This is a genomic window from Pseudomonas sp. LH21 (genome assembly GCF_036549575.1).
Classification (GTDB): Bacteria; Pseudomonadota; Gammaproteobacteria; order Pseudomonadales; family Pseudomonadaceae; genus Aquipseudomonas; species Aquipseudomonas peradeniyensis.
The window spans coordinates 59,051-82,901 of record NZ_CP144367.1 but is presented as its reverse complement, the minus strand read 5'-3'; the positions used below and the strand labels follow the sequence as shown (position 1 = coordinate 82,901).

The window sequence follows — 23,851 nt, the reverse complement described above, 5'->3', positions numbered from 1 at the left end:
AGGGCAGCCTGGGCTGCCCTTTTCATCTTTAGCGCTGGTGCATTAACCGAGTGTTAACGCGGGATAATGCAGTGATCAAGCAGGCCCCATCGCGGGGCAAGCCCGCTCCCACGCAATCCTCTATCCCAGGGCAACCGGATCAGTGCAGGCCCTGGATGTAGCTGGACAGCGCTTCGATGTCCTTGTTGCTCAGCTTGCCGGCGATGGTGCGCATGGTCATGGCGTCGCCGTCGTTGGTGCGGTTGCCTTCGCGGAAGTCGGTCAGCTGCTTGCTGACGTACTGCGCGTGCTGGCCGCTCAGGTGCGGGAATTTCGCCAGGGCGATGCCCGCGCCGTTGGGCGAGTGGCAGCCGGTGCAGGCGGGCATGCCTTTCTCGAGGTTGCCGCCATTGAACAGGGCACGGCCACGCTCGACCAGTTTCGGGTCGGCGGCGCCCACGCTGCCTTTCTGGCTGGCGAAATAGGCGGCGATATCGGCCAGGTCCTGGTCGTTGAAGTTGGCCAGCATGCCGGTCATCTCCAGCACGGTACGCTTGCCGTCCTTGATGTCATGCAGCTGCTTGTTCAGGTAGGGCTCACCTTGGCCGGCGAGTTTCGGGAAGTTCGGTGCCAGGCTGTTGCCGTCAGGGTTGTGGCAGGCCCCGCAGACAGCTGTTTTGGCCTGACCGGCAGCAGCATCGCCTTTGATGGGTCCCGCAGCAGTTGCCGCACCTGCGACCCCCATGGTCAACAGCAGACTCACGAATAGTTTGTTCATCAGCTAATCCAACACGGCTAAGGGTGAAATGTTATGTATCGGGACTGCCGCTCATCCAAAGGATGACCAAACGGTAGTCCTCGGCACTGCAGTCCATGCACAATCCACGCGGCGGCATAGCCTTGAAACCCTGTGTAACATGCACCACCAGTTGCTCCATGCCTCGCGCCAGCCTTGGCTCCCAGGCCGCCCGGTCACCGCTTTTGGGTGCCTGGGGCAGTTGTCCGGCGTGACAGGCCGCGCACGTGCGGTTGTACAACGCCTCGGGATCCTGTGTAGCCTGTGCGCTGAAAAACGGCAGGAACATACCGACAGCAAGCAGCCATTTCGCCATGCGAAACGACCTGACAGGGTTGGGGGCCGCGCTGCGTTCTGTTGCGCGAGCTATTGTTCGACACCCCATGCTCAATTGCCTTCGCTGGGCGAATGAGCACACAAAAACTGGGGCATTATATACTTCCGCCAGCCAAACGGAAACGACACCGCTTGCCAGGCCTGGTCCTACGCCTCCAGCGCTGGGCAACACCCACATCGGAAATCCCATGCAAGTCAAGAACCCCATCCTCGGCCTCTGCCAGAAAGCCAAATTCGCCCTCAGCGCCGCCAAGGTCGAACAATGCCCCGAAGACCAGGGTTACGAGGTGGCTTTCGCCGGCCGTTCCAACGCCGGTAAATCCAGCGCCCTCAACACCCTGACCCACGCCAGCCTGGCGCGCACCTCGAAGACCCCCGGGCGCACCCAGCTGCTGAATTTCTTCAGTCTGGACGATGAACGGCGTTTGGTCGACCTGCCGGGCTACGGTTATGCAAAAGTGCCGATTCCGCTCAAGCAGCACTGGCAGAAACACCTGGAAGCCTACCTGGGCAGCCGCGAGTGCCTGCGCGGGGTGATCCTGATGATGGACACCCGCCACCCGATGACCGACTTCGACAAGATGATGCTCGACTGGGCCAAGGCCAGCGGCATGCCCATGCACATCCTGCTGACCAAGGCCGACAAGCTGACCCATGGCGCCGGCAAGAACACCCTGCTCAAGGTGCAGGCGGAAATCCGCAAGGGCTGGGGCGATGCGGCGACCATCCAGCTGTTCTCGGCGCCCAAGCGCCAGGGGTTGGAGGAGGCCTACCGGGTGCTGGCGGACTGGATGGAGCTGGAAGACAAGCCGGCGGCCTGAAGGCCAAGGGGTACTTTCGTGGGAGCGGGCTTGCCCCGCGATCGGCTGATCGCGGGGCAAGCCCGCTCCCACGGATTTCCCAGGCTTCAGGCCGAATTCCGGGCAAAAAAAACCCCGGACTTCGTATGGGGAGGGGGAAGTTCGGGGTCCAAGTCCGGACCGCTAGGGCGGGGTCCAGATATCTGCCAACACTTAACACAACATAGGAGCATCGAAAGGCTTCACCAGCCATTCAGTACCTCTGAGTGGCGGTTCACCGGTTTAGTTCCGAGCCCCTCGAAACTATTTGCGATAGTTTCATGAAACTCACGATCTAAGGCCCGAGGCCAGCACCGGATCCGCGACACTACGCCGCAGATCCTACACAGCTTTCACACGGCGTTTAGTGAGCTTCGTCCCAATTCGAGCCAACGCCCACTTCAACCAGCAGCGGCACATCGAGTTCCGCGGCACCGCTCATGTAGCCACGAATTTCATCTTTCACCTGCTCGACCAGGTCCTCGCGCACCTCGAGCACCAGTTCGTCGTGCACCTGCAGGATCACTCGCGCATCCAGCTTGCTGTCGGTCAGCCAGTTATCCACCGCCACCATGGCACGCTTGATGATGTCCGCCGCGGTGCCCTGCATCGGGGCGTTGATCGCGGTGCGCTCGGCGCCTTTGCGCAGGGCCGGGTTCTTGGCGTTGATGTCCGGCAGGTACAGGCGACGGCCGAACAGGGTCTCGACGAAGCCCTGCTCGGCAGCCTGGGCGCGGGTGCGCTCCATGTAGGCCAGCACGCCGGGGTAACGGGCGAAGTAGCGGTCGATGTAGTCCTGGGACTGCTTGCGGTCGACGCCGATCTGCTTGGCCAGGCCGAACGCGCTCATGCCGTAGATCAGGCCGAAGTTGATCGCCTTGGCGCTGCGGCGTTGGTCAATGGTGACGTCCGCCAGGGCCACGCCGAACACTTCGGCGGCGGTGGCGCGGTGCACGTCCAGGTCGTTGCGGAAGGCATGCAGCAGGCCTTCGTCCTTGGCCAGGTGGGCCATGATGCGCAGCTCGATCTGCGAATAGTCCGCCGCCAGCAGCCTGTAGCCGGGGCTGGCGACGAAGGCCTGGCGAATACGCCGGCCTTCGGCAGTGCGCACCGGGATGTTCTGCAGGTTCGGGTCGCTGGAAGACAGCCGGCCGGTGGCGGCCACGGCCTGCTGGTAGGAGGTGTGGATCCGCCCGGTGCGCGGGTTGATCTGCCCCGGCAGCTTGTCGGTGTAGGTGCTCTTGAGCTTGCTCAGGCTGCGGTACTGCATCAGTACTTTGGGCAGCGGGTAGCCTTGCTCGGCCAGGTCATCCAGGACCGCCTCGGCGGTGGACGGCTGGCCCTTGGCGGTCTTGCTCAGCACCGGCATGCCCAGCTTGTCGTAGAGGATCGCGCCCAGCTGCTTGGGCGAGCCCAGGTTGAATTCCTCGCCGGCCAGGGCGTATGCCTCACGCTCCAGCTCGACCAGCTTCGCCCCCAGCTCGCCGCTCTGTACGCCGAGCAGCGCGGCGTCGACCAGCGCGCCCTGGCGCTCGATCTTCGCCAGCACTGGCACCAGCGGCATCTCGATGTCCATCAGCACCGGCAGCACGCTCGGTGTCTTGGCCAGGCGCGCCTGCAACGCGTGGTGCAGGCGCAGGGTGATGTCGGCGTCCTCGGCCGCGTAGGGGCCGGCCTTCTCCAGGGGGATCTGGTTGAAGGTCAGTTGCTTGGCGCCCTTGCCGGCGATGTCCTCGAAACCGATGGTGGTGTGGTCCAGGTACTTCTGCGCCAGGCTGTCCATGTCGTGACGGGTGGCGGTGGAGTCGAGCACATAGGACTCGAGCATGGTGTCGTAGGCCACGCCGCGCATCAGGATGGCCGGGCTGCCGTTGGCCAGGATGTTGATGTCGTACTTGGCGTTCTGGCCGATCTTGCCCTTGGCCGGGTCTTCCAGCAGGGGCTTGAGGGCCAGCAGCACGGCGTCACGGTCGAGCTGGGCGGGGGCGCCTTCGTAATCGTGGGCCAGCGGTACATAGGCGGCCTCGTGGGGCTCGACGGCGAACGACAGGCCGACCAGTTGCGCCTGCTGTGCGTCTAGGCCGGTGGTCTCGGTGTCGAAGGCGAACAGCGGCGCCTGGCGCAGTTTCTCCAGCCAGGCGTCGAAACGCGCCTGGTCGAGGATGGTCTCGTACTTCGGCTCGACCTTCTCGGCCACAGGTTCAACGTCGGCAGCAACGCTGCCACCGGCCTTGGGCGCGCTGCGCTGGACCTCGGCCACCCAGCTCTTGAACTCCATCTCGGTGTACAGCGCCAGCAGCGCCTCGCGGTCCGGCTCGCCGCAGACCAGGGCGTCCACTTCGACATCCAGTTCGACATCGCACTTGATGGTCGCCAGCTCGTAGGACAGGAAGGCCGCGTCGCGGTGCTCCTCGAGCTTGGCCGGCAGGGTCTTGGCGCCACGGATGGCCAGGGCCGGCACCTTGTCGAGGTTGTCGTACAGGTCGCGCAGGCCACCGCCGATGCCGGTCAGCAGGCCGACCGCGGTCTTCTCGCCAACGCCCGGCACGCCAGGGATGTTGTCGACCTTGTCGCCCATCAGGGCGAGAAAATCGATGATTTGCTCGGGACCTACGCCGAACTTCTCGTGCACGCCGGCGATGTCCAGCACGCTGCCGGTCATGGTGTTGACCAGAGTGACGTGGCCGTCCACCAGCTGGGCCATGTCCTTGTCGCCGGTCGAGATGATCACCGGACGGCCGGCGGCGGCGCTGCTGCGCGCCAGGGTGCCGATGACGTCGTCGGCTTCCACGCCTTCGACGCACAACAGCGGGTAGCCGAGGGCGCGGACGCTGGCGTGCAGCGGCTCGACCTGCACCCGCAGGTCGTCGGGCATGCTTGGGCGGTTGGCCTTGTACTCGGCGAACATGGCGTCACGGAAGGTCCCGCCCTTGGCGTCGAAAACCACCGCGAACAGGCTGTCCGGGTACTGCTTGCGCAGGCTCTTGAGCATGTTCAGCACGCCCTTGACCGCGCCGGTGGGCATGCCCTTGGAGGTGGTCAGCGGCGGCAGTGCGTGAAAGGCGCGGTAGAGGTAGGACGAACCGTCCACCAGGACGAGGGGCGCTTGGCTCATGAGGAGAATCAACCTTTTCGACGGGTCCGGCGCTAGAATAGCCGGATCAATGACGACAAAAGGACTAGGTTATCATGCGCACACCCATTCGCCTGTTACTGCTCGGTCTGCTGGCCACCATGCCGGTCGTCACCCTGGCGGCGGACGAAGCCCCATCGGCCGATCCCGATGTAACCATTCGCACGGAAGGCGACAAGACCATCCAGGAGTACCGTCAAAACGGCTTCCTGTATGCGATCAAGGTCACGCCGAAGAACGGCAAGCCTTATTTCCTGGTACGCGCCGATGGCTCCGAAGGCAATTTCATTCGTTCCGACCAGCCGGACATGCTGATTCCGTCCTGGAAGATCTTCGAGTGGTAAGCTAGTAACGCGTATCGTTCTTATCAACCAGGCACTTCCGGCGGAAGTGCCCGCATGGGCAATTCTTCAACATGTCAGTCTTCACCCCTGTGTCCCGGCCTGAGCTGGAAACCTTTCTGGCGCCGTACGAGCTGGGTCGCCTGCTCGACTTCCAGGGCATCGCCGCCGGTACCGAGAACAGCAATTTCTTCGTCAGCCTGGAAAAGGGGGAGTTCGTCCTCACACTGATCGAGCGCGGGCCGGCTGAAGACATGCCGTTCTTCATCGAGCTGCTCGACGTGCTGCACGCTGCCGACATGCCGGTGCCCTACGCACTGCGCGACCGCGACGGCAACGGCCTGCGCGAGCTGTGCGGCAAGCCGGCGCTGCTGCAGCCACGGCTGTCGGGCAAGCACATCAAGGCGCCGAACAACCAGCACTGCGCCCAGGTCGGCGAGCTGTTGGCGCATATCCACCTGGCCACCCGCGAGCGCATCATCGAGCGCCGCACCGACCGTGGCCTGGACTGGATGCTGGAATCGGGCGCCGAGCTGCTGCCGGGCCTGAACCGGGAACAGGCCGGGCTGCTGCAGCCGGCACTGGCGGAAATCACCGCGCACAAGGCGCAGATCCTCGCCCTGCCCAAGGCCAACCTGCACGCCGACCTGTTCCGCGACAACGTGATGTTCGAAGGCACCCACCTGACCGGACTCATCGACTTCTACAACGCCTGCTCCGGGCCGATGCTGTATGACATCGCCATCACCGTGAACGATTGGTGCCTGGACGATCAGGGCGGCATCGACCTGCCACGTGCCCAGGCCCTGCTGGGCGCCTATGCGGCGCTGCGGCCGTTCACCGCCGCCGAGGCCGAGCTGTGGCAGGTGATGCTGCGGGTGGCTTGCGTGCGCTTCTGGCTGTCGCGCCTGATCGCGGCGCAGGCGTTCGCCGGGATGGACGTGATGATCCATGACCCGAGCGAGTTCGAAGTGCGCCTGGCGCAGCGCCAGCAGGTGGCGCTGAAGCTGCCGTTCGCGCTTTGAATTTTAGCTACTTAATCACGAGTAATTCTGAGTGCCGCGCTGGTACGTCATCATCGCCAGCGCAATGCACCAGCCAGTGGCGCGGTTTTCTGCTTGTTGTATCTGGCGGATCTGATAAGACTTGCTGTACGTTTTTACGCCGCCAAACCTTAATGGACAGTGATTGGCTTTGTATGCAAACCACCGCCCGAAATTAATTGTCAACTATTGATTTTGTCAGTTGTAAGATTCCCGAGTCAGATGTCATATATAAAGCGCATGAAATGTTTCAAGCGAACCATGAGCCTTATTCGGAGATCTGACATGTCTGACTCAAAAGTATCCTGCCCCACTTTGCTTGACTACTCCTATTTCTGGAATGGACGCCCCACTGCAGTTTCGACAGATCAATTCTTGGTGAAATCCGCTACCACGTTTACTACAAGTATTACATTTAGAAATAATACCGGCCTGGAAATTACCTTGGGGCGCCCGCAGTTGTGGACAAATGTTTTACCCCAAGATGGAGGTGAAGGTTATCAACCTGGAGAATTTTTCTATGAAGTCCCTGAAGGTGCAGTTGCCAGGGGAGCAGAATTCACCCTGAAAATTAGCTTCGAGACAGATAATGTCCCTGAAGAACACCGAACGGTAACCATTCGCCCACAATTGGCGGGTGGCGGGTGGTACAATCCATTTGACGTAGCATCACCAATTGTAAAATACGAATTCCAATGTGCCACACCTAGCCTTGATGGCATCAGAATCTTCAGTATTCCAGCAGGAGTGCCAGCCTCTGATAACCGCCAAATTCGCTAGTCGAATGTGCAGCTCTGCAGTTACCGGCAATGGGAAAAACACGCCGACTCCAACTATATGAGTCATGAACGATCAGTTTTATTACATATAAAACTCATAAATCCTGATTGCCATACTTGTTCAATCAAAACTCAGCTTCGGCTCAGCGTGAAGCCATGAGTGATTGGCAGGGTGGCAATCAGGCTTTTCGCGACTGCACACCGGCTCAGAGCGGTTCCAGGCAACCGGTCAGGTCGTTGCCCAACTTTTCCAGCAAACGCTCATAGCCCCTGGCATCCACCGCATCGCTGCCCCCCAGCGCATCCAGCTCCGCCAGGCGCACTGGCAAACCAGCGGTCAACGTCTCGGCCAGGCGCGGGCGCAGCGGCGGCTCGCTGAACACACAGGTCTTGCCCACCGCCTGCAGGCGCTTGCGCATCGCGGCGACGTGCTGCGCGCCCGGCTGCACTTCCGAGGCGACGCTGAACACACCGGCGTGCTTCAGGCCATAAGCGGCCTCGAAGTAGTCGAAGGCTTCGTGGAACACGAAGTACGGCTTGCCGGCGATCCCCGCCACCCGCTGCTTGATCCGCCCATCCAGGGCATCCATGCGCTCGACGAACAGCTTGAGGTTGGCCTGGTAGCGCGGCGCATTGGCCGGATCCGCTGCCGCCAGGTCACCGGCCATCTTCGTCGCGATCACCCGGGCATTCACCGACGACAACCACAGGTGCGCATCGAGGCTGCCCGGACGGTGGTCATGGTCGTGATCGTCGTGGTCTTCCTCGTCGTGGGAGTGGCTGTCCTCGCCGAAGTGGCGCAGCTGCAGGCCTGACAGCGACTGCACGGCCACGGTCGGCTTGGCGCGGCTCTTCAACACGCGGGGCAGGAAGCCTTCCATGTCCGGACCGATCCAGTACAGCAGGTCGGCATCGGCGACCTTGCGCACGTCGGAGGGGCGCAGCGCGTAGTTGTGCGGGGAAGCACCCGGCGGCAGCAGCACATCGGGGCTGCCGACACCGTCCTGGACGGCGGCGGCAATCTGCTGCAGGGGCTTGATGCTGGTCAGCACGCGCACGTCGGCGTGGGCCGAAAAAGCGATGAAAGCGACAAAGAGGGCAAGGAATCGGGACACGGTGGATACTCGGGTCGTCAGAAACAGGTAACATAATAACGTCTCCATCCTGAACCGTCGCTGCCCATGTCCATCACGCCGCTGGCCCACCGTCCCCACGATCATTCCCACTGCGTCCACAGCGCGCTGGCCGAGGCCGACGCGCTGTGCAACCGTCAGGGCCTGCGCCTGACCGCCCTGCGCCGCCGCGTGCTGGAGCTGGTGTGGCAGAGCCACAAGCCGCTGGGCGCCTACGACATCCTCGCCGTGCTCAGCGAGCAGGACGGCCGCCGCGCCGCGCCGCCCACCGTCTATCGGGCGCTGGACTTCCTGCTGGAGAACGGCTTGGTGCACCGCATCGCCTCCCTCAATGCCTTCATCGGCTGCAGTCATCCCGAGCATGCGCACCAGGGCCAGTTCCTGATCTGCCGCGAATGCCATGTGGCCATCGAGCTCGAGCAGAACAGCATCAGCGACGCCATCGTCAGCAGCGCCAAGGCCGTGGGCTTCGCCGTCGAGACGCAGACGGTCGAAGTGGTCGGCCTGTGCGGCAACTGCCGGGGCAAGGCATGAGCGACGCCCTGATCCGACTCGAGCAGGTCGGCGTCAGCTTCGGTGGCGAGGCGGTGCTCGACAGCATCGACCTGGCCGTCGCGCCCGGGCAGATCGTCACCCTGATCGGCCCCAACGGCGCCGGCAAGACCACCCTGGTGCGCGCCGTGCTCGGCCTGCTCAAGCCGCACCGCGGCAAGGTGTGGCGCAAGCCGAAACTGCGTATCGGCTACATGCCGCAGAAGATCCAGGTAGACGCCACGCTGCCGCTGTCGGTGCTGCGCTTCCTGCGCCTGGTGCCCGGGGTAGACCGCGCGGCAGCCTTGGCGGCGCTGCAGGAAGTCGGCGCCGAGCAGGTGATCGACAGCCCGATCCAGACCATCTCCGGCGGCGAAATGCAGCGCGTGCTGCTGGCCCGCGCCCTGCTGCGCGAACCCGAACTGCTGGTGCTGGACGAACCGGTGCAAGGCGTCGACGTGGTCGGCCAGACCGAGCTGTACAACCTGATCACCCGCCTGCGCGACCGCCATGGCTGCGGCGTGCTGATGGTCTCCCACGACCTGCACCTGGTGATGAGCGCCACCGACCAGGTGGTCTGCCTCAACCGCCATGTGTGCTGCTCGGGCCACCCGGAGCAGGTCAGCAACGACCCGGCCTTCGTCGAGCTGTTCGGCCAGAACGCGCCGAGCCTGGCCATCTACCACCACCATCACGATCACAGCCACGACCTGCACGGCTCGGTGATCGCCCCCGGCGCCCATGTCCACGGAGAGCACTGCAAGCATGGCTGATTTTCTTCTCTACGCCCTGCTTGCCGGCCTGTCGCTGGCGCTCGTCGCCGGCCCGCTGGGCTCCTTCGTGGTCTGGCGACGCATGGCCTACTTCGGCGACACCCTGTCCCACGCCGCGCTGCTCGGCGTGGCGCTGGGCTTTGCCCTGGACGTCAGCCCGGCGCTGGCGGTGACCGTCGGCTGCCTGTTGCTGGCGATCCTGCTGGTGACCCTGCAACAGCGCCAGCCACTGGCCTCGGACACCCTGCTCGGCATCCTCGCCCCCAGCACCCTGTCGCTGGGCCTGGTGGTGCTGAGCTTCATGCACGATGTGCGCATCGACCTGATGGCCTACCTGTTCGGCGACCTGCTGGCGATCAGCACCACCGACCTGGCCTGGATCCTCGGCGGCAGCGCGCTGGTGCTGGTGCTGCTGGCGATGTTCTGGCGGCCGCTGCTGGCGGTCACCGTGCACGAAGAGCTGGCGATGGTCGAAGGCCTGCCAGTGGCCGGCCTGCGCCTGGCGCTGATGCTGCTGATCGCCGTGGTGATCGCGGTGGCGATGAAGATCGTCGGCGTGCTGCTGATCACCTCGCTGCTGATCATCCCGGCCGCCGCGGCACAGCGTCACGCCCGCTCGCCGGAACAGATGGCCGTGGGCGCCAGCCTGCTGGGGGTTACCGCGGTCTGCGGCGGCCTGGCGCTGTCCTGGTTCAAGGACACCCCGGCCGGGCCTTCGATCGTGGTCTGTGCGGCGGTGCTATTCTTGCTGAGCCTGGCGTTGCCGAAACGCTGAGATTCCAGGGCGCCTGCTGACGCGCCCTGCAACCTTTTCATCGCTTGCAGGTCTGACAAGACCAGTTTTCGAGCGTGCGCACCTGGGTGTAGACTTGCTCGCTTTTTGCGCAAATAGAGAGTCGCAGGAATGAAGCCGTTCGCCTCACGTTATCTGCTTGTTGCCGCGTTTTCCCTGTTCCTGGCCGCCTGCTCCAGCAAGCCGGCCGAGCAGCCGGTCGCGCCTGCCCAGCCGGATGCCTGGCAGCAGCTGGAACAGAGCATCGCCAGCAACGAACTGGCCACCGCCGAGGACCAACTGGCCGCGCTGCAGGCCCAGGCGCCGGGCGATGCGCGCCTCGAGCCGCACCAGCGCCAGTTGGCCGAGGCCTACCTGCAACGCAGCCGCATCGTCCTGCAAAAGGGCGATGTGAATGCCGCCGCCACCGCGCTGGCCCGCGCCCGGGCGCTGATGCCCCAGGCCCCGGCCCTGACTGGCGGCGATGCCATGGCCCAGGCGCGCAAAGCCGAGCTGGAAAAAGCCGAGGCGGCGCTGAAGGCGGCCGAGTCCAAGCCCAAGGCCCGGGTCATCGACCCGACCGCGCCCAGCAGCGTGGTGGCGTTGAAGACCACCGACAGCCGGGCGATGCGCCGACAGCTGGATGACATTGCCGCCGACGTGGTGAATTACCAGTGCGAGGTGGTGTTCCAGGTGCCGCGCACCCAGGATGCGCCGTGGCTCAAGACCCTGCTGGAGAAGCGCGTGCGCAAGCTCGACAGTGGTTTCGAGCTTGAGCAGAAACATGAGATCCAGCGCTCGATGCCGGCGCAGGTGGTGCTGATCCCTCATCAGCAGTGATCAATCGCGGGGCAAGTCGGAGCGGCGGTACGGCGGTCCGACTTGCCCCGCGATGCATTCTTACGCAGGTATCGCCTCGGCAGCCGCCTCCCGCGCCCACACCCGGTGTCCCTCGATTGCCGTGAAGAAGGCCTCAAACGCCTTCTGATCATCGCCCAGCAACAGCCCCGTATCTTCCTTGAGCCCCAGTTTGTTCAGCAGTAGCTTGCCCTCACTGACTACGCCCATGGGCTTGAGATGCTTGTAGGCCTCGAGCAGGAAATGCTTGGCCACGCCACTGTTTTCCAACGCTTCCAGCGAAGCCTTGCCCGCCGGCACCCACACGCCGTCGAACATCACCGACGGCATGCCCTCCATCGACGCATCCACCGGCAGCTGTTTGCCATCGGCAGTCTTAGCTGGTGCCGAAGTCGGCCCAAGCAGCATGGGGCGCGCACTTTGCGCCTCCAGCGCCTTGACCACCTTGTCGACACTCGCGTCATCCACGCCATCAGCCACCAGGATGGCAATCTTGCGCCCACGGATGCCGATATCCCCGGGGTGGTTCATCTGGCTCAAGGCCTTTGACTGCTCCGGCTTGCTGCTTTTGACCTTGACCGTGCCGGCCTTCGGCGCCGGCAGCCCGAGGTTGGCGGCGACCGCTGCCGCCAACTTGAGATCGATGTTGGCCAGGATCTCGTTCACCTCCCGCGCCCGGATCGCCTCGCGCTCGACCTTGCCCAGTTCAAAGCTGTAGGCCTTGATGATGTGCTGCTGCTCGGTGGGGCTCATGCTCTGGAAGAACAGCCGCGCCTGGGAGAAATGGTCGCCGAACGACTCGCTGCGCTGGCGGATCTTGTGCGCATCGATACGTTCCTGGTAACTCTCGAAACCACCATCCTGCGCGGCGGGCGGCGTTTCCTTCGGCCAACCGCCATCGATCGAGTTGGGCTCATAAGAGGCCCGTCCCTTGTCGATGGTCATGCGGTGCATGGCGTCGCGCTGGCTGCTGTGATTGGGCGCGATGGGGCGGTTGATCGGGATCTCGTGGAAGTTCGGTCCGCCCAGGCGGCTTATCTGGGTGTCGGTGTACGAGAACAACCGGCCCTGCAGCAAGGGATCATTGCTGAAATCGATGCCCGGGACGATATGCCCTGGGCAGAAGGCGATCTGCTCCACTTCGGCGAAGAAGTTGTCCGGGTTGCGGTCGAGCACCATCTTGCCCAGCGGCGTCACCGGCACCAGCTCCTCGGGGATGATCTTGGTCGGGTCGAGCAGGTCGAAATCGAACTTGTGCTCGTCGGCCTCCGGCACGATCTGCACGCCCAGTTCCCATTCCGGATAATGCCCGGTCTCGATCGCCTCCCACAGGTCGCGGCGGTGGTAGTCGGTGTCCTTGCCGGCAAGCTTCTGCGCCTCGTCCCACAACACCGAGTGCACGCCCTGGCGCGGCTTCCAGTGGAACTTGACGAAGCTGGCCACGCCTTGGGCATTGATCAACCGGAAGGTATGCACGCCAAAGCCTTCCATCATGCGCAGGCTGCGCGGGATGGCGCGGTCGGACATCGCCCACATGACCATGTGCGCGGATTCCGGCACCAGCGATACGAAGTCCCAGAAGGTATCGTGGGCAGAGCCACCGGTGGGTATCTCGTTGTGCGGTTCGGGTTTGACCGCGTGGACGAAGTCGGGAAACTTGATCGCGTCCTGGATGAAGAACACCGGCATGTTGTTGCCGACCAGGTCGAAATTGCCCTCGTCGGTGTAGAACTTCACCGCAAAGCCGCGCACGTCGCGCACTGTGTCACCCGAGCCACGTGGCCCCTGCACGGTGGAAAAACGCACAAACACCGGGGTTATTTTCTCGGGATCTTGCAGGAAACCGGCCTTGGTCAGTTCGGCATGGCAGCCGTAGCTCTGGAAGTATCCATGGGCGCCGGTCCCGCGGGCATGGACGATACGCTCGGGTATGCGCTCATGGTCGAAGTGGGTGATCTTCTCGCGCATGATGAAGTCTTCGAGCAGCGAAGGCCCGCGGGCGCCGGCCTTGAGGCTGTTCTGGTTGTCGGCGACCTTCACCCCCTGGTTGGTGCGCAGCGCCTGGCCGCTGGCGTCGCTGCGAAACGCCTCCAGACTCTGCAGCTTGGCGTTGGTGTTGGCCTTGTCCGGGGTGTCGGTGCCGGCGACAGGGCTGGGCTGTGGCGCCTGGGGCGTCTTGCTGGGCATCTTCGGCTCTCCTCATCAGTCATCAGTCTGCCCATTCGGGCTTGTTCAATTAGTGACTGGGCCGCCGTCGGATGCGTTCAATCGGATTGCCGACCGTCGCGATATGCCGATTGGATTGGAGCATTGCGAAATTAATGCTAAGAACAGGCAGGGGAAAAGGCTAAAATGCGCGACCCCGGCTAACCGCTGACCCAAATTCCATGCGCCCCACAAGGTTCGCTCAGTGATCGAGTTTCAAAATGTCCACAAGACCTACCGCGTCGCCGGTAGGGATATCCCGGCCCTGAACCCGACCAGCCTGACCATCGAAGATGGCCAGGTGTTCGGCCTGATCGGCCACTCCGGTGCCGGCAAGAGCACCATGCTGCGTCTGATCAACCGCCTCGAGGAGCCATCCGGCGGCAAGATCGTGGTCGACGGCGAGGACGTCACCGCCTTCGACGCCAACCAGCTGCGCCGCTTCCGCCAGCAGGTCGGGATGATCTTCCAGCACTTCAACCTGCTGGCGTCCAAGACCGTCGCCGACAACGTCGCCCTGCCGCTGGTGCTGGCCGGGGAGTTGCCGCGAGGCGAGATCGACAAGCGCGTCACCGAACTGCTGGCCCGCGTCGGCCTGTCCGAGCACGCCAAGAAGTACCCCGCGCAGCTGTCGGGCGGACAGAAGCAGCGCGTCGGCATCGCCCGCGCCCTGTCCACCAACCCGAAGATCCTGCTGTGCGACGAGGCCACCAGCGCCCTCGACCCGCAGACCACTGCCTCGGTGCTGCAACTGCTGGCCGAGATCAACCGCGAACTGAAGCTGACCATCGTGCTGATCACCCACGAGATGGACGTGATCCGCCGGGTCTGCGACCGCGTGGCAGTGATGGACGCCGGGCAGATCGTCGAGCAAGGCCCGGTGGCCGACGTGTTCCTGCACCCGCAGCACGCCACCACCCGACGCTTCGTCCAGGAGGACGAGCAGGTCGACGAGAACGAGCAACGCGACGACTTCGCCCATGTGCCGGGCCGCATCGTGCGCCTGACGTTCCAGGGCTGCGCCACCTACGCGCCGCTGCTGGGCACCGTGGCCCGCGAAACCGGTGTCGACTACAGCATCCTGGCCGGACGCATCGACCGCATCAAGGACATTCCCTATGGCCAGCTGACCCTCGCCCTGATCGGCGGAGACATGGACGCGGCATTCGCCCGCTTCACTGCAGCTGACGTACATATGGAGGTACTGCGTTGATGGACGCCCTGAATTTCTTCGCCAACGTCGACTGGGCCGAAATCTGGCTGGCCAGCATCGACACCATGATCATGCTGTTCGGCTCGCTGTTCTTCACCGTGCTGCTGGGCCTGCCGCTTGGCGTGCTGCTGTTCCTCTGCGGGCCGCGGCAGATGTTCGAGCAGAAGGGCGTCTACGCGCTGCTGTCGCTGGTGGTGAACATCCTGCGCTCGCTTCCGTTCATCATCCTGCTGATCGTGATGATCCCGATCACGGTCCTGATCACCGGCACCTCGCTGGGTGTCGCGGGGGCCATTCCTCCGCTGGTGGTGGGGGCCACGCCGTTCTTCGCGCGCCTGGTGGAAACTGCCCTGCGCGAGGTGGATCGCGGCATCATCGAAGCCACCCAGTCGATGGGCGCCACCACCCGCCAGATCATCACCAACGCCTTGCTGCCGGAGGCCCGTCCGGGCATCTTCGCGGCGATCACCGTCACCGCCATCACCCTGGTCTCGTACACCGCCATGGCCGGCGTGGTGGGCGCGGGCGGCCTGGGCGACCTGGCCATCCGCTTCGGCTACCAGCGTTTCCAGACCGACGTGATGGTGGTCACCGTGGTCCTGCTGCTGATCCTGGTGCAGGTGCTGCAAAGCGTCGGCGACAAGCTGGTCGTGCACTTTTCCCGTAAGTAACCCCAATGGGGTCGGCCTGGCCGACCCGTTCGGGGGCCGTCGCGGCCCTCACAAGGAGTGATCAATGAAGAAGCTGCTTGCTGTTGTCGCCGCCGTCGCGGCCTTCTCGGCCCACGCCGAGACCCTGACCGTCGCCGCCACCCCGGTGCCGCACGCCGAGATCCTCAAGTTCGTCCAGCCACAGCTGGCCAAAGAGGGCATAGAGCTGAAGGTCAAGGAGTTCACCGATTACATCCAGCCGAACGTGCAGGTCGCAGAAAAACGCCTGGACGCCAACTTCTTCCAGCACCAGCCGTACCTGGATGAGTTCAACAAGGCCAAGGGCACCCAGCTGGTCAGCGTTGCCGGCGTGCACCTGGAGCCGCTGGGCGCCTACTCGAGCAAGTACAAGAAGCTCGACGAACTGCCATCCGGCGCCACCGTGGTCATCCCCAACGACGCCACCAACGGCGGCCGTGCCCTGCTGCTGCTGGACAAGGCTGGCGTGATCAAGCTCAAGGACAGCAAGAACATCCTGTCGACCGTGAAGGACATCACCGGCAACGACAAGAAGCTGAAATTCCGCGAGCTGGAAGCGGCCACCATCCCGCGCGTGCTGACCCAGGTCGACCTGGCGCTGATCAACACCAACTATGCGCTGGAAGCCAAGCTGAATCCGGAGAAGGACGCCCTGGTGATCGAAGGCAGCGATTCGCCTTACGTGAACATCCTGGTGGCCCGTCCGGACAACAAGGACGCCGATGCCATGAAGAAGCTGGCTGCGGCCCTGCATTCGCCTGAGGTGAAGCAGTTCATCACCGAGAAGTACAAGGGCGCGGTGATTCCGGCGTTCTAAGCTGATGTCCCCGGGGCCGCTTTGCGGCCCTTTCCGGCCGGTCCGACGCGTCGGCAAGGCCGCTCCTACAGGAGATTGCATTCCTCTGTAGGAGCGGCCTTGTGTCGCGATGGCCTGCGCAGCAGGCCCGAGGAACGAACACACATCGCGGGGCCAGCCCGCTCCCACGCCAGATTGCGTTCTGGCGTGGGAGCGGGCTGGCCCCGCGATTCATTTCAACGGTCAGTCGCGCTTCACAAGCCCCGGCAACTGCGCCACCAGCTTCTGGTTGTTGAACGGCGCACGGATGAACCCACGCTGGCGCCCGTCCGGGCCGACCACCGCCAGGTTGCCGCTGTGATCCACGGTATAGCCCGGCTTGCTGGTATCAGCTGGGATGAACGGAATGCTCAAGGCATTGGCCAGCTTTTGGGTGTCCTCGATCGACCCCGCCACCCCGACGAAATCCTTGTCGAAGTAACCCAGGTACTGCTTGAGCTGGTTCGGCGTGTCGCGGTTCGGGTCGACGCTCACCAGCACCACCTGCAAACGCTCCAGCGCCTCCTTGGGCAGCTCGCTCTTCACCTGGCGCAGCTGGGCCAGGGTGGTCGGACAGATGTCCGGGCAGTAGGTATAGCCGAAGAACAGCAACGACCACTTGCCCTTGAGCTGGTCCAGCACCAGGGGCTGGCCGTTCTGGTCGGTCATGGTCACGTCGGGCACGGTGCGGCTCTGCGGCAGCAGGATGATGCCGGCGTCGATCAGCTCGGTGGGGTTCAACTGACCACGGTCGTTGAGCACCTTGTTGACGGTCAGGCCCATGATCAGCGCGACCAGGGCAACGAGGATGAAGACGGTTTTCTGGGTTCGGGTCATAGGTTCAGCAACAGGTAGTGGTCTACGAGCAACGCGATGAACAGGGCGAACAGGTAGCCGATAGAGTACTTGAACGTCTTGATCGCCGCGTGCGGCCGGGTGCCACGGTACAACACCCAGGACCAATGCAGGAAGCGCAGGCCCAGCCCCAGGGCACAGGCAAGGTACAGCGGCCCGCTCATGTGGATGGCATAGGGCAACAGGCTCACCGCCAGCAATATCAAGGTGTAGAGCAGGATATGCAGGGCCGTGTAGCGCTCGCCGTGGGTAACGGGGAGCATGGGAATATCAGCTTTTGCGTACTCCTCCTTGCGATGAATCGCCAGGGCCCAGAAGTGCGGTGGCGTCCAGGCGAAGATGATCAGCACCAGCAGCAGTGGCTCGGCGCCCAGGTGCCCACTGACCGCCACCCAGCCCAGCAACGGCGGGGCCGCTCCTGCCAGGCCGCCGATCACGATGTTCTGCGGCGTGGCACGCTTGAGAAAGCCGGTATAGAGCACCGCGTACCCCAGCAGCGAGGCCAGCGTGAGCCAGGCGGTGAGGGGGTTGGTGAACGCCAGCAGCAGGGCCATCCCCGCCACGGCCAGCAGCAAGGCAAATAGCAGTGCCGGCAGGGGCGCCACCCGGCCCTGAGCCAGCGGGCGCTTGTGGGTGCGGGCCATCAGCGCATCGACGCGGCGATCGACCACGTGGTTGACCGCCGCCGCGGCCCCCGCGCACAAGCCTATCCCCAGGTTGCCGAACAGCAGGACGCTCCAGGCCACCCCCGCGCGGGTGGCGAGAAACATGCCCACCAGCGAGGTGATCAGCATCAGCACCACCACCTTCGGTTTGGTCAGCTCCATGTAGTCGCGCCATCCGGCGCGCTGGCGTTCCGTGCTCAGAAGCGTCGCCACGAATCGTTCCTCATGTGATGGGAAAGGTGCACGCCTGTCACAGGCGTCAGGCGCCAGCCGTGGCCCACACGGACCTTGTCGACCACGCGGATGCGGTAGTTGACCAGCACCATGCACAGCAGCAGCAGGGCGCCGCCGGCGTTGTGCGCGACGGCCACGCCCAGGGGCAGGTGGAACAGCACGTTGCTGATGCCCAGGCCCAGTTGCAGCGCCAGCGCCAGCAACACCAGGCGGGCCAGGCCACCGAGACCGTGGCGGTGCAGCTTCCAGCTCAGGGTCAGCAACACCAGCATGACCAGCATCGCGCCCAGGCGATGGCTGATATGAATCGCGGTGCGCGCGTCACTGTCCAGTTGCCCGCCGAGGTAATTGGGGCCGACGTGCTGGGTCAGGTGGAAGCCGTTGCTGAAGTCCGCCGCCGGCCACCACTGGCCGTGGCAGGTGGGCAGGTCGATGCAGGCCACCGCCGCGTAGTTGGCGCTGACCCAGCCCCCCAGGGCGATCTGGCCGATGACCACCAACAGCGCCAGCGCGGCGATCCGGCGCAGGCTCAGCGGCAATTTCGGCAATGGCGCAAAGGCCCGGGATAGACGCAGGGACAGCAGGAAAAGCAGGCTCACCGTGGTGAACCCGCCGAGCAGGTGCGCGGTGACTACCTGGGGCCAAAGCTTCAAGGTAACCGTCCACATGCCGAACGCCGCCTGGGCCAGTACCACTGCCAGCAGCAATACCGGCAGGCGGTAGGGCTGGCCCTCGCGGGCATGCCGGCGCACGGCCTGGAAGGCGAGCAGGGCAATCACCAGCGCCAGGGTGCCGGCGAAATAGCGATGGACCATCTCGGCCCAGCCCTTGGCTTCTTCCACCGGGTGCTCGGGGAAGTGCAGCTCGGCATGGGCCAGCTGGGCATCGGTCTTGGGCACGCTGATGAAGCCGTAGCACCCCGGCCAGTCGGGGCAGCCGAGACCGGCATGGGTCAGCCGGGTATAGGCGCCGAGCAGCACCACCAGCAGCGCCAGCAGGGTGGCGAACACAGCGAGACGGAATCCGGGTCTGGCCATGGCGGGCTCCTAGCCGATGTTGGACAGCTTGAGCAGGTGGCGCAGGTCGTCCAGCACATGCTTGCCGTTGACCTTGGCGTCGTAGCGCAGCACCAGGTTGCCGTGAGGGTCGACGATCCACAGCTGCGGGCCTGCGTCGCCGACCTTCTGCACATAGCGCTGAGCGTCCAGCGGGTAGCGCTGCAACTGCGGGTATTCACGGCCCAGCAGCGCCTGGTAGTCGGCGGCCAGCGGCTGGGCCGCCGCCAGGGCATGGCTGGCACGGCTGGCGTCGCGGCCCAGGCCGACCTGGATCTGCCGGGCCAGGTACACCAGTTGCCGGCACTCCTCGGCGCAGGCCTCGGGGGCGCTGACCAGCAGCTGCCAGCGCTCGTCCCGGGCATCGATGCCGATGTCCGCGCGGCCCTCGCCGTTGCCGATCATCACGCCGTGATAGCTGCGCCCCTCCGGCACCCAGAACTTGAGCTTGTACATGAAGGTGGCGAGGATCATCGGCCCGAGCACGACGAACAGGATCAGCAACAGTTGCAGACGACCCCGCGGCTTGCGGCGGTCAGGCACGTCCAGTGGACTCGTGGCGGCGGCCATGGCGGTTCTCCTTGTCGTTGTGATGCCAGCCGAAATACAGGTAGAGCAGCACCAGCGTGGTGGCCAGGGCGAACCACTGCACGGCGTAGCCCTGGTGCTTTTCCGGGCCCATGGCGACCACCGGCCAGTCCAGGCGGTAGGCGGCCGGGCCGGGCTGCAGGCGCAGTTCCTGGGCGAAGCCTTCGCGGCCCAGCTGTAGCCAGAGCCCGGCCGGGTCGATTGCCGTCAGCAGTTGCGGCCAGCGTCCGTCCGGGTTGTCCGGGTGCAGCTGGAAGGTCTTGCCCGGCGCCACGTAGACCGTGGCGTCCAGCGCCAGGGGCTGGTCCGGGGTGTCGAAACGCACCGGCACCCGGCGATCGGGCCAAGGCAGCCAGCCGCGGTTGACCAGCAGCCACAGCCCGCTGGCCTGGTCGTGGAAGGGTTGCAGCAGCTCGACGCCGGCCTTGCCGTCGCGCATCTGGTTGTCCAGCAACAAGCTGTGCGCGGCGTCGAAGCGGCCATACAGGTGCACGGGGTAGAACGCCGGGTCCGGCAGCTGGCGCAGCTGTTCGACAGCGACCGGCGCCTCGATCTGGCGCTCGGTGTACGCGGCAAGCACGTCGCGCTTCTCATCGGCGCGGCGCAGCTGCCAGCAGCCGAGCGCGATCAGGCCCGGCAGCAGCGCGAGCACCACCAGGGTCGGCAGCAGGCCGGGGCGAAACGGCTTCACCAGGGCCTCGTCAGGTCGAGCGCTATACTTGTATTCATCACCGCATCCCCCGGAGTTACGCCATGCTCAAGGCCGCGATAGTCCTGATGCTGCTGGCCACCATCGCCAGCCTGTTCAGTGGCCTGGTGTTCCTGGTCAAGGACGATGACCAGTCAACCCGCCTGCTCAAGGCCCTTACCGTGCGTGTCGCCCTCGCCACCCTGACCATCGCGCTGGTGGCCTGGGGGCTGATCAGCGGGCAGTTGGTCTCCCACGCACCCTTCTGAATTACCTCGATTCCTGTAGGAGCGGCCTTGTGCCGCGAAGGGGCTGCGCAGCGGCCCCAGAATCTCGGCATCATGCAAAATCGCCGGGGCTGCTTCGCAGCCCTTTCGCGGCACAAGGCCGCTCCTACAACAGTGGGCCGTGCCGCCGTTCAGAGCACATACACAAAAATGAACAACCCAACCCACACCACATCCACGAAGTGCCAGTACCAGCTCGCCGCCTCGAAGCCGAAGTGCTTGTCCGGCTCGAAGTGCCCGCGCATCACCCGGCAGAACATCACGAACAGGATCAATGTCCCCAGCGTCACGTGGGCGCCGTGAAAGCCCGTAAGCATGAAGAACGTCGCGCCATAGATCCCCGAGCCCAGGGTCAACCCCAGCTTGTTGTAGGCCTCGTGGTACTCGTAGGCCTGCAGCGCGAGAAACCCAAGCCCCAGCAGGATGGTCAACCCCAACCACAGTTTCAGCGGACCGCGATGGCCCTTGCGCAGGGCATGGTGGGCAATGGTCACGGTCACGCTGGAGCTCACCAGCAGAATGGTGTTGATCAGCGGCAGGTGCCACGGGTCGATGACTTCCTTCGGTGGCGGAAACAGTTTCGGGTCCGGCGTGTGCAGCAGCGGCCAGACGAACTCGAAGTTGGGCCACAGCATGTGCGCCACGCCCTTGGCTCCATCACCGCCCAGCCACGGCCCGGCCAGCACCCGCACGTAGAACAGCGCGCCGAAGAAGGCCAGGAAGAACATCACCTCGGAGAAGATGAACCAGCTCATGCCCCAGCGGAACGAGCGGTCCATCTGCGCGCTGTACAGCCCGGCATGGCTCTCCTTGATCACCGCGCCGAACCAGCCGAACAGCATGTACGCCAGGAACAGCCCTCCGACGAAGAAGATCAGCGGCCCGTGGGATTCCGGATGGCCGGCCTTGAGGTCGTTGAACCAGGTGCCCAGGCCGAACACGGTGATGAACATGCCGATCGTGGCGATGATCGGCCACTTGCTCTGCGCCGGGACGTAGTAGTGCTCGTGGCTTGCCATGCTTGATCTCCTTCCCTCAACGGGCGGCCTCGGTCGCGGCATGGGCGACCGGCGGGTGGCGAGCGGTGATGTCGAACAGGGTGTAGGCCAGGGTCAGGTGCTTCACCGACTCCGGCAGGTCGCGGTCGACGATGAAACGCACCGGCATCTCGATGCGCTCGCCCGGCTGCAGCACCTGCTGGGTGAAGCAGAAGCACTCGGTCTTGTGGAAGTACGCCGCGGCCTCGGCCGGGGTGATGCTGGGGATGGCCTGGGCACTCATCGGCTGGTTGGTCGGGTTGCGGGCGATGAAGATCATCTGGTTCACCGCCCCCGGGTTGACCTCGATCTGGTCGGCGGTGGAATGAAATTCCCAACTCATGTCACCGGCATTGGTGGACATGAACTGCACCCGCACCGAGCGCGACGGGTCGCTCACCTGGGTGCCCGCGTATTGCCCGCCGGTCTTGCCGTTGATGCCGAAGGCCTTGCACATCACGTCGTAGATCGGCACCAGGGCGAAACCGAAGGCGAACATCACCACGGTCAGCATCAGCAGGCGGCTGACCAGGCGTTTGAGCGACAGGCCGTCCATGGGCGGGCTCCTACTTCACTTCCGGCGGGGTCTGGAAGGTGTGGTAGGGCGCCGGCGACGGGACCGACCACTCCAGGCCCTCGGCGCCGTCCCAGGGCTTGGCCGCTGCCGGCGCGCCGCCACGGATGCACTTGATGACGATGAACAGGAAGAAGATCTGCGTGGCGCCGAACATGAACGCGCCCACCGACGAGACCATGTTGAAGTCGGCGAACTGCAGGTTGTAGTCCGGGATGCGTCGCGGCATGCCGGCCAGGCCGACGAAGTGCATGGGGAAGAAAGCCAGGTTCATGCCGACGAACGACAGCCAGAAGTGCAGCTTGCCAAGGGTTTCGTCGTACATGTGGCCGGTCCACTTCGGCAGCCAGTAGTAGGCCGAGGCAAAGATGCCGAAGATCGCCCCGGGCACCAGCACATAGTGGAAGTGGGCGACCACGAAGTAGGTGTCGTGGTACTGGAAGTCTGCCGGCGCAATGGCCAGCATCAAACCGGAGAAACCACCGATGGTGAACAGGATGACGAAGGCGATGGCGAACAGCATCGGTGTCTCGAAGGTCAACGAGCCTTCCCACATGGTGCTGACCCAGTTGAACACCTTCACCCCGGTGGGCACGGCGATCAGCATGGTCGCGTACATGAAGAACAGCTCGCCCACCACCGGGATGCCGACCACGAACATGTGGTGGGCCCAGACAATGAACGACAGGAAAGCGATCGCCCCGGTGGCGTAGACCATCGAGGTATAGCCGAACAGCGGCTTGCGCGAGAACGCCGGGATGATCGAGCTGACCGCGCCGAAGGCCGGCAGGATCATGATGTATACCTCGGGGTGGCCGAAGAACCAGAACACATGCTGGAACAAGACCGGGTCGCCACCGCCGGCGGCGCTGAAGAAACTGGTGCCGAAGTGGATGTCCATCAGCATCATGGTCACCACGCCGGCCAGCACCGGCATCACCGCGATCAGCAGGAACGCGGTGATCAGCCAGGTCCAGACGAACAGCGGCATCTTCATCAGGGTCATGCCCGGGGCGCGCAGGTTGAGGATGGTGGCGATCACGTTGATCGCGCCCATGATCGAGCTGATGCCCATCAGGTGGATGGCGAAGATGAAGAAGGTCACGCTGGCCGGGGCGTAGGTGGTCGACAGCGGGGCGTAGAAGGTCCAGCCGAAATTCGGCCCGCCGCCGGGGCTGAACAGGGTCGAGACCAGCAGCAGGAACGCCGCCGGCAACAGCCAGAAGCTGAAGTTGTTCATCCGCGGCAGGGCCATGTCCGGCGCGCCGATCATCAGCGGGATCATCCAGTTGGCCAGGCCGACGAAGGCCGGCATCACCGCGCCGAACACCATGATCAGCCCGTGCATGGTGGTCATCTGGTTGAAGAACGCCGGCTCCACGATCTGCAGCCCGGGCTGGAACAGCTCGGCGCGGATCACCATGGCGAACGAGCCGCCGAGCAGGAACATGCTGAAGGCGAACCACAGGTACATCGTGCCGATGTCCTTGTGGTTGGTGGTCAGCACCCAGCGCATCAGGCCCTTGGCCGGGCCGTGGGCGTGTTCATGACCGTGGGCGTGGTCGTCGATCACTGCACTCATGTCCTGTCTCCTGCAACCCTAAGGCACCGGT

Annotated in this window: 25 protein-coding genes; 12 read left to right on the top strand and 13 right to left on the bottom strand. The window is 64.3% G+C overall.

Annotated elements, in window-relative coordinates; genetic code table 11:
* Positions 1–139: 139 nt before the first annotated feature.
* Together VUG52_RS00420 and VUG52_RS00415 are read right to left on the bottom strand one after the other, a co-directional pair.
* A complete protein-coding gene (locus VUG52_RS00420) occupies positions 140–757 on the bottom strand; it encodes a c-type cytochrome (protein WP_028688672.1) in 618 nt (205 codons plus the stop codon).
* A 31-nt stretch (positions 758–788) separates the two neighbouring features.
* Positions 789–1,091: a c-type cytochrome gene (locus VUG52_RS00415; RefSeq protein WP_050703202.1), complete on the bottom strand. Its 303-nt coding sequence runs from the start codon at positions 1,089–1,091 to the stop codon at positions 789–791.
* A gap of 208 nt (positions 1,092–1,299) precedes the next feature.
* Between VUG52_RS00415 and yihA the strand changes: the two genes are divergently transcribed.
* Entirely contained in the window at positions 1,300–1,932 is a 633-nt protein-coding gene (gene yihA / locus VUG52_RS00410) for a ribosome biogenesis GTP-binding protein YihA/YsxC (RefSeq protein ID WP_050703201.1), read from the top strand.
* A 382-nt stretch (positions 1,933–2,314) separates the two neighbouring features.
* Here the strand turns inward: yihA and polA are convergent, their stop codons facing one another.
* A complete protein-coding gene (gene polA / locus VUG52_RS00405) occupies positions 2,315–5,065 on the bottom strand; it encodes a DNA polymerase I (RefSeq protein ID WP_050703200.1) in 2,751 nt (916 codons plus the stop codon).
* 74 nt (positions 5,066–5,139) lie between these two features.
* Here polA and VUG52_RS00400 point away from each other — a divergent pair, with 74 nt between their 5' ends.
* From VUG52_RS00400 to VUG52_RS00390, 3 genes are all read left to right on the top strand, one after another.
* Entirely contained in the window at positions 5,140–5,427 is a 288-nt protein-coding gene (locus tag VUG52_RS00400) for a DUF2782 domain-containing protein (RefSeq protein WP_050703199.1), read from the top strand.
* Positions 5,428–5,498: 71 nt separating this feature from the next.
* Positions 5,499–6,449 (top strand): homoserine kinase, encoded by a 951-nt coding sequence (locus VUG52_RS00395; RefSeq protein ID WP_050703198.1) that lies wholly within the window; start codon positions 5,499–5,501, stop codon positions 6,447–6,449.
* A 303-nt stretch (positions 6,450–6,752) separates the two neighbouring features.
* A complete protein-coding gene (locus VUG52_RS00390; protein ID WP_156329564.1) occupies positions 6,753–7,247 on the top strand; it encodes a hypothetical protein in 495 nt (164 codons plus the stop codon).
* Positions 7,248–7,452: 205 nt separating this feature from the next.
* Here the strand turns inward: VUG52_RS00390 and VUG52_RS00385 are convergent, their stop codons facing one another.
* Positions 7,453–8,409: a zinc ABC transporter substrate-binding protein gene (locus VUG52_RS00385; RefSeq protein ID WP_050703197.1), complete on the bottom strand. Its 957-nt coding sequence runs from the start codon at positions 8,407–8,409 to the stop codon at positions 7,453–7,455.
* Between the two features lie 18 nt (positions 8,410–8,427).
* Here VUG52_RS00385 and zur point away from each other — a divergent pair, with 18 nt between their 5' ends.
* From zur to VUG52_RS00365, 4 genes are all read left to right on the top strand, one after another.
* A complete protein-coding gene (zur, locus tag VUG52_RS00380; RefSeq protein WP_050703196.1) occupies positions 8,428–8,913 on the top strand; it encodes a zinc uptake transcriptional repressor Zur in 486 nt (161 codons plus the stop codon).
* Positions 8,910–9,683, top strand: a complete 774-nt coding sequence (gene znuC, locus VUG52_RS00375; RefSeq protein WP_050703195.1) for a zinc ABC transporter ATP-binding protein ZnuC — start codon at positions 8,910–8,912, stop codon at positions 9,681–9,683. Before zur ends, znuC begins: the two co-directional genes overlap by 4 nt.
* Positions 9,676–10,458, top strand: coding sequence for a zinc ABC transporter permease subunit ZnuB (gene znuB / locus VUG52_RS00370; protein WP_050703194.1), 783 nt, complete (start codon positions 9,676–9,678; stop codon positions 10,456–10,458). The genes znuC and znuB overlap by 8 nt, the downstream gene beginning before the upstream one ends.
* 129 nt (positions 10,459–10,587) lie before the next feature.
* Positions 10,588–11,295, top strand: a complete 708-nt coding sequence (locus VUG52_RS00365) for a PA5502 family lipoprotein (RefSeq protein ID WP_050703193.1) — start codon at positions 10,588–10,590, stop codon at positions 11,293–11,295.
* A gap of 60 nt (positions 11,296–11,355) precedes the next feature.
* Here VUG52_RS00365 and katE read toward each other — a convergent pair whose 3' ends face one another.
* Positions 11,356–13,500, bottom strand: a complete 2,145-nt coding sequence (gene katE, locus VUG52_RS00360; protein WP_050703192.1) for a catalase HPII — start codon at positions 13,498–13,500, stop codon at positions 11,356–11,358.
* A gap of 223 nt (positions 13,501–13,723) precedes the next feature.
* Between katE and VUG52_RS00355 the strand changes: the two genes are divergently transcribed.
* From VUG52_RS00355 to VUG52_RS00345, 3 genes are all read left to right on the top strand, one after another.
* Positions 13,724–14,731: a methionine ABC transporter ATP-binding protein gene (locus VUG52_RS00355; protein WP_050703191.1), complete on the top strand. Its 1,008-nt coding sequence runs from the start codon at positions 13,724–13,726 to the stop codon at positions 14,729–14,731.
* Positions 14,731–15,402 (top strand): methionine ABC transporter permease, encoded by a 672-nt coding sequence (locus VUG52_RS00350; RefSeq protein WP_050703190.1) that lies wholly within the window; start codon positions 14,731–14,733, stop codon positions 15,400–15,402. Before VUG52_RS00355 ends, VUG52_RS00350 begins: the two co-directional genes overlap by 1 nt.
* Before the next feature lie 64 nt (positions 15,403–15,466).
* Positions 15,467–16,237, top strand: a complete 771-nt coding sequence (locus tag VUG52_RS00345) for a MetQ/NlpA family ABC transporter substrate-binding protein (protein WP_331832337.1) — start codon at positions 15,467–15,469, stop codon at positions 16,235–16,237.
* A gap of 222 nt (positions 16,238–16,459) precedes the next feature.
* Here the strand turns inward: VUG52_RS00345 and VUG52_RS00340 are convergent, their stop codons facing one another.
* The 5 genes from VUG52_RS00340 to VUG52_RS00320 are packed head-to-tail and all read right to left on the bottom strand — an operon-like array spanning position 16,460 to position 20,343.
* Entirely contained in the window at positions 16,460–17,092 is a 633-nt protein-coding gene (locus tag VUG52_RS00340) for an SCO family protein (protein WP_028688687.1), read from the bottom strand.
* Positions 17,089–17,988: a heme o synthase gene (cyoE, locus tag VUG52_RS00335; RefSeq protein WP_262950820.1), complete on the bottom strand. Its 900-nt coding sequence runs from the start codon at positions 17,986–17,988 to the stop codon at positions 17,089–17,091. Before cyoE ends, VUG52_RS00340 begins: the two co-directional genes overlap by 4 nt.
* Positions 17,973–19,046: a COX15/CtaA family protein gene (locus tag VUG52_RS00330; protein ID WP_331832336.1), complete on the bottom strand. Its 1,074-nt coding sequence runs from the start codon at positions 19,044–19,046 to the stop codon at positions 17,973–17,975. The genes cyoE and VUG52_RS00330 overlap by 16 nt, the downstream gene beginning before the upstream one ends.
* A gap of 9 nt (positions 19,047–19,055) precedes the next feature.
* Positions 19,056–19,634: a hypothetical protein gene (locus VUG52_RS00325; protein ID WP_331832335.1), complete on the bottom strand. Its 579-nt coding sequence runs from the start codon at positions 19,632–19,634 to the stop codon at positions 19,056–19,058.
* Positions 19,600–20,343: an SURF1 family protein gene (locus tag VUG52_RS00320; RefSeq protein WP_331832334.1), complete on the bottom strand. Its 744-nt coding sequence runs from the start codon at positions 20,341–20,343 to the stop codon at positions 19,600–19,602. Before VUG52_RS00320 ends, VUG52_RS00325 begins: the two co-directional genes overlap by 35 nt.
* 62 nt (positions 20,344–20,405) lie before the next feature.
* Here VUG52_RS00320 and VUG52_RS00315 point away from each other — a divergent pair, with 62 nt between their 5' ends.
* Positions 20,406–20,609 (top strand): twin transmembrane helix small protein, encoded by a 204-nt coding sequence (locus VUG52_RS00315; RefSeq protein WP_023628968.1) that lies wholly within the window; start codon positions 20,406–20,408, stop codon positions 20,607–20,609.
* A 149-nt stretch (positions 20,610–20,758) separates the two neighbouring features.
* On the opposite strand, the gene VUG52_RS00310 is transcribed toward VUG52_RS00315, so the two are convergent.
* The 3 genes from VUG52_RS00310 to ctaD are packed head-to-tail and all read right to left on the bottom strand — an operon-like array spanning position 20,759 to position 23,820.
* Positions 20,759–21,646, bottom strand: coding sequence for a cytochrome c oxidase subunit 3 (locus VUG52_RS00310; protein ID WP_050703184.1), 888 nt, complete (start codon positions 21,644–21,646; stop codon positions 20,759–20,761).
* Positions 21,647–21,662: 16 nt separating this feature from the next.
* Entirely contained in the window at positions 21,663–22,220 is a 558-nt protein-coding gene (locus VUG52_RS00305) for a cytochrome c oxidase assembly protein (RefSeq protein WP_050703183.1), read from the bottom strand.
* Between the two features lie 10 nt (positions 22,221–22,230).
* Positions 22,231–23,820: a cytochrome c oxidase subunit I gene (ctaD, locus tag VUG52_RS00300; RefSeq protein ID WP_050703182.1), complete on the bottom strand. Its 1,590-nt coding sequence runs from the start codon at positions 23,818–23,820 to the stop codon at positions 22,231–22,233.
* Positions 23,821–23,851 lie beyond the last annotated feature (31 nt).

Coding starts and splice junctions, on each gene's coding strand:
- VUG52_RS00420 (WP_028688672.1), bottom strand. CDS start 757: ATGAACAAACTATTCGTGAGTCTGCTGTTGACCATGGGGGTCGCAGGT.
- VUG52_RS00415 (WP_050703202.1), bottom strand. CDS start 1,091: ATGGCGAAATGGCTGCTTGCTGTCGGTATGTTCCTGCCGTTTTTCAGC.
- yihA (WP_050703201.1), top strand. CDS start 1,300: ATGCAAGTCAAGAACCCCATCCTCGGCCTCTGCCAGAAAGCCAAATTC.
- polA (WP_050703200.1), bottom strand. CDS start 5,065: ATGAGCCAAGCGCCCCTCGTCCTGGTGGACGGTTCGTCCTACCTCTAC.
- VUG52_RS00400 (WP_050703199.1), top strand. CDS start 5,140: ATGCGCACACCCATTCGCCTGTTACTGCTCGGTCTGCTGGCCACCATG.
- VUG52_RS00395 (WP_050703198.1), top strand. CDS start 5,499: ATGTCAGTCTTCACCCCTGTGTCCCGGCCTGAGCTGGAAACCTTTCTG.
- VUG52_RS00390 (WP_156329564.1), top strand. CDS start 6,753: ATGTCTGACTCAAAAGTATCCTGCCCCACTTTGCTTGACTACTCCTAT.
- VUG52_RS00385 (WP_050703197.1), bottom strand. CDS start 8,409: ATGGAGACGTTATTATGTTACCTGTTTCTGACGACCCGAGTATCCACC.
- zur (WP_050703196.1), top strand. CDS start 8,428: ATGTCCATCACGCCGCTGGCCCACCGTCCCCACGATCATTCCCACTGC.
- znuC (WP_050703195.1), top strand. CDS start 8,910: ATGAGCGACGCCCTGATCCGACTCGAGCAGGTCGGCGTCAGCTTCGGT.
- znuB (WP_050703194.1), top strand. CDS start 9,676: ATGGCTGATTTTCTTCTCTACGCCCTGCTTGCCGGCCTGTCGCTGGCG.
- VUG52_RS00365 (WP_050703193.1), top strand. CDS start 10,588: ATGAAGCCGTTCGCCTCACGTTATCTGCTTGTTGCCGCGTTTTCCCTG.
- katE (WP_050703192.1), bottom strand. CDS start 13,500: ATGCCCAGCAAGACGCCCCAGGCGCCACAGCCCAGCCCTGTCGCCGGC.
- VUG52_RS00350 (WP_050703190.1), top strand. CDS start 14,731: ATGGACGCCCTGAATTTCTTCGCCAACGTCGACTGGGCCGAAATCTGG.
- VUG52_RS00345 (WP_331832337.1), top strand. CDS start 15,467: ATGAAGAAGCTGCTTGCTGTTGTCGCCGCCGTCGCGGCCTTCTCGGCC.
- VUG52_RS00340 (WP_028688687.1), bottom strand. CDS start 17,092: ATGACCCGAACCCAGAAAACCGTCTTCATCCTCGTTGCCCTGGTCGCG.
- VUG52_RS00330 (WP_331832336.1), bottom strand. CDS start 19,046: ATGGCCAGACCCGGATTCCGTCTCGCTGTGTTCGCCACCCTGCTGGCG.
- VUG52_RS00325 (WP_331832335.1), bottom strand. CDS start 19,634: ATGGCCGCCGCCACGAGTCCACTGGACGTGCCTGACCGCCGCAAGCCG.
- VUG52_RS00315 (WP_023628968.1), top strand. CDS start 20,406: ATGCTCAAGGCCGCGATAGTCCTGATGCTGCTGGCCACCATCGCCAGC.
- VUG52_RS00310 (WP_050703184.1), bottom strand. CDS start 21,646: ATGGCAAGCCACGAGCACTACTACGTCCCGGCGCAGAGCAAGTGGCCG.
- VUG52_RS00305 (WP_050703183.1), bottom strand. CDS start 22,220: ATGGACGGCCTGTCGCTCAAACGCCTGGTCAGCCGCCTGCTGATGCTG.
- ctaD (WP_050703182.1), bottom strand. CDS start 23,820: ATGAGTGCAGTGATCGACGACCACGCCCACGGTCATGAACACGCCCAC.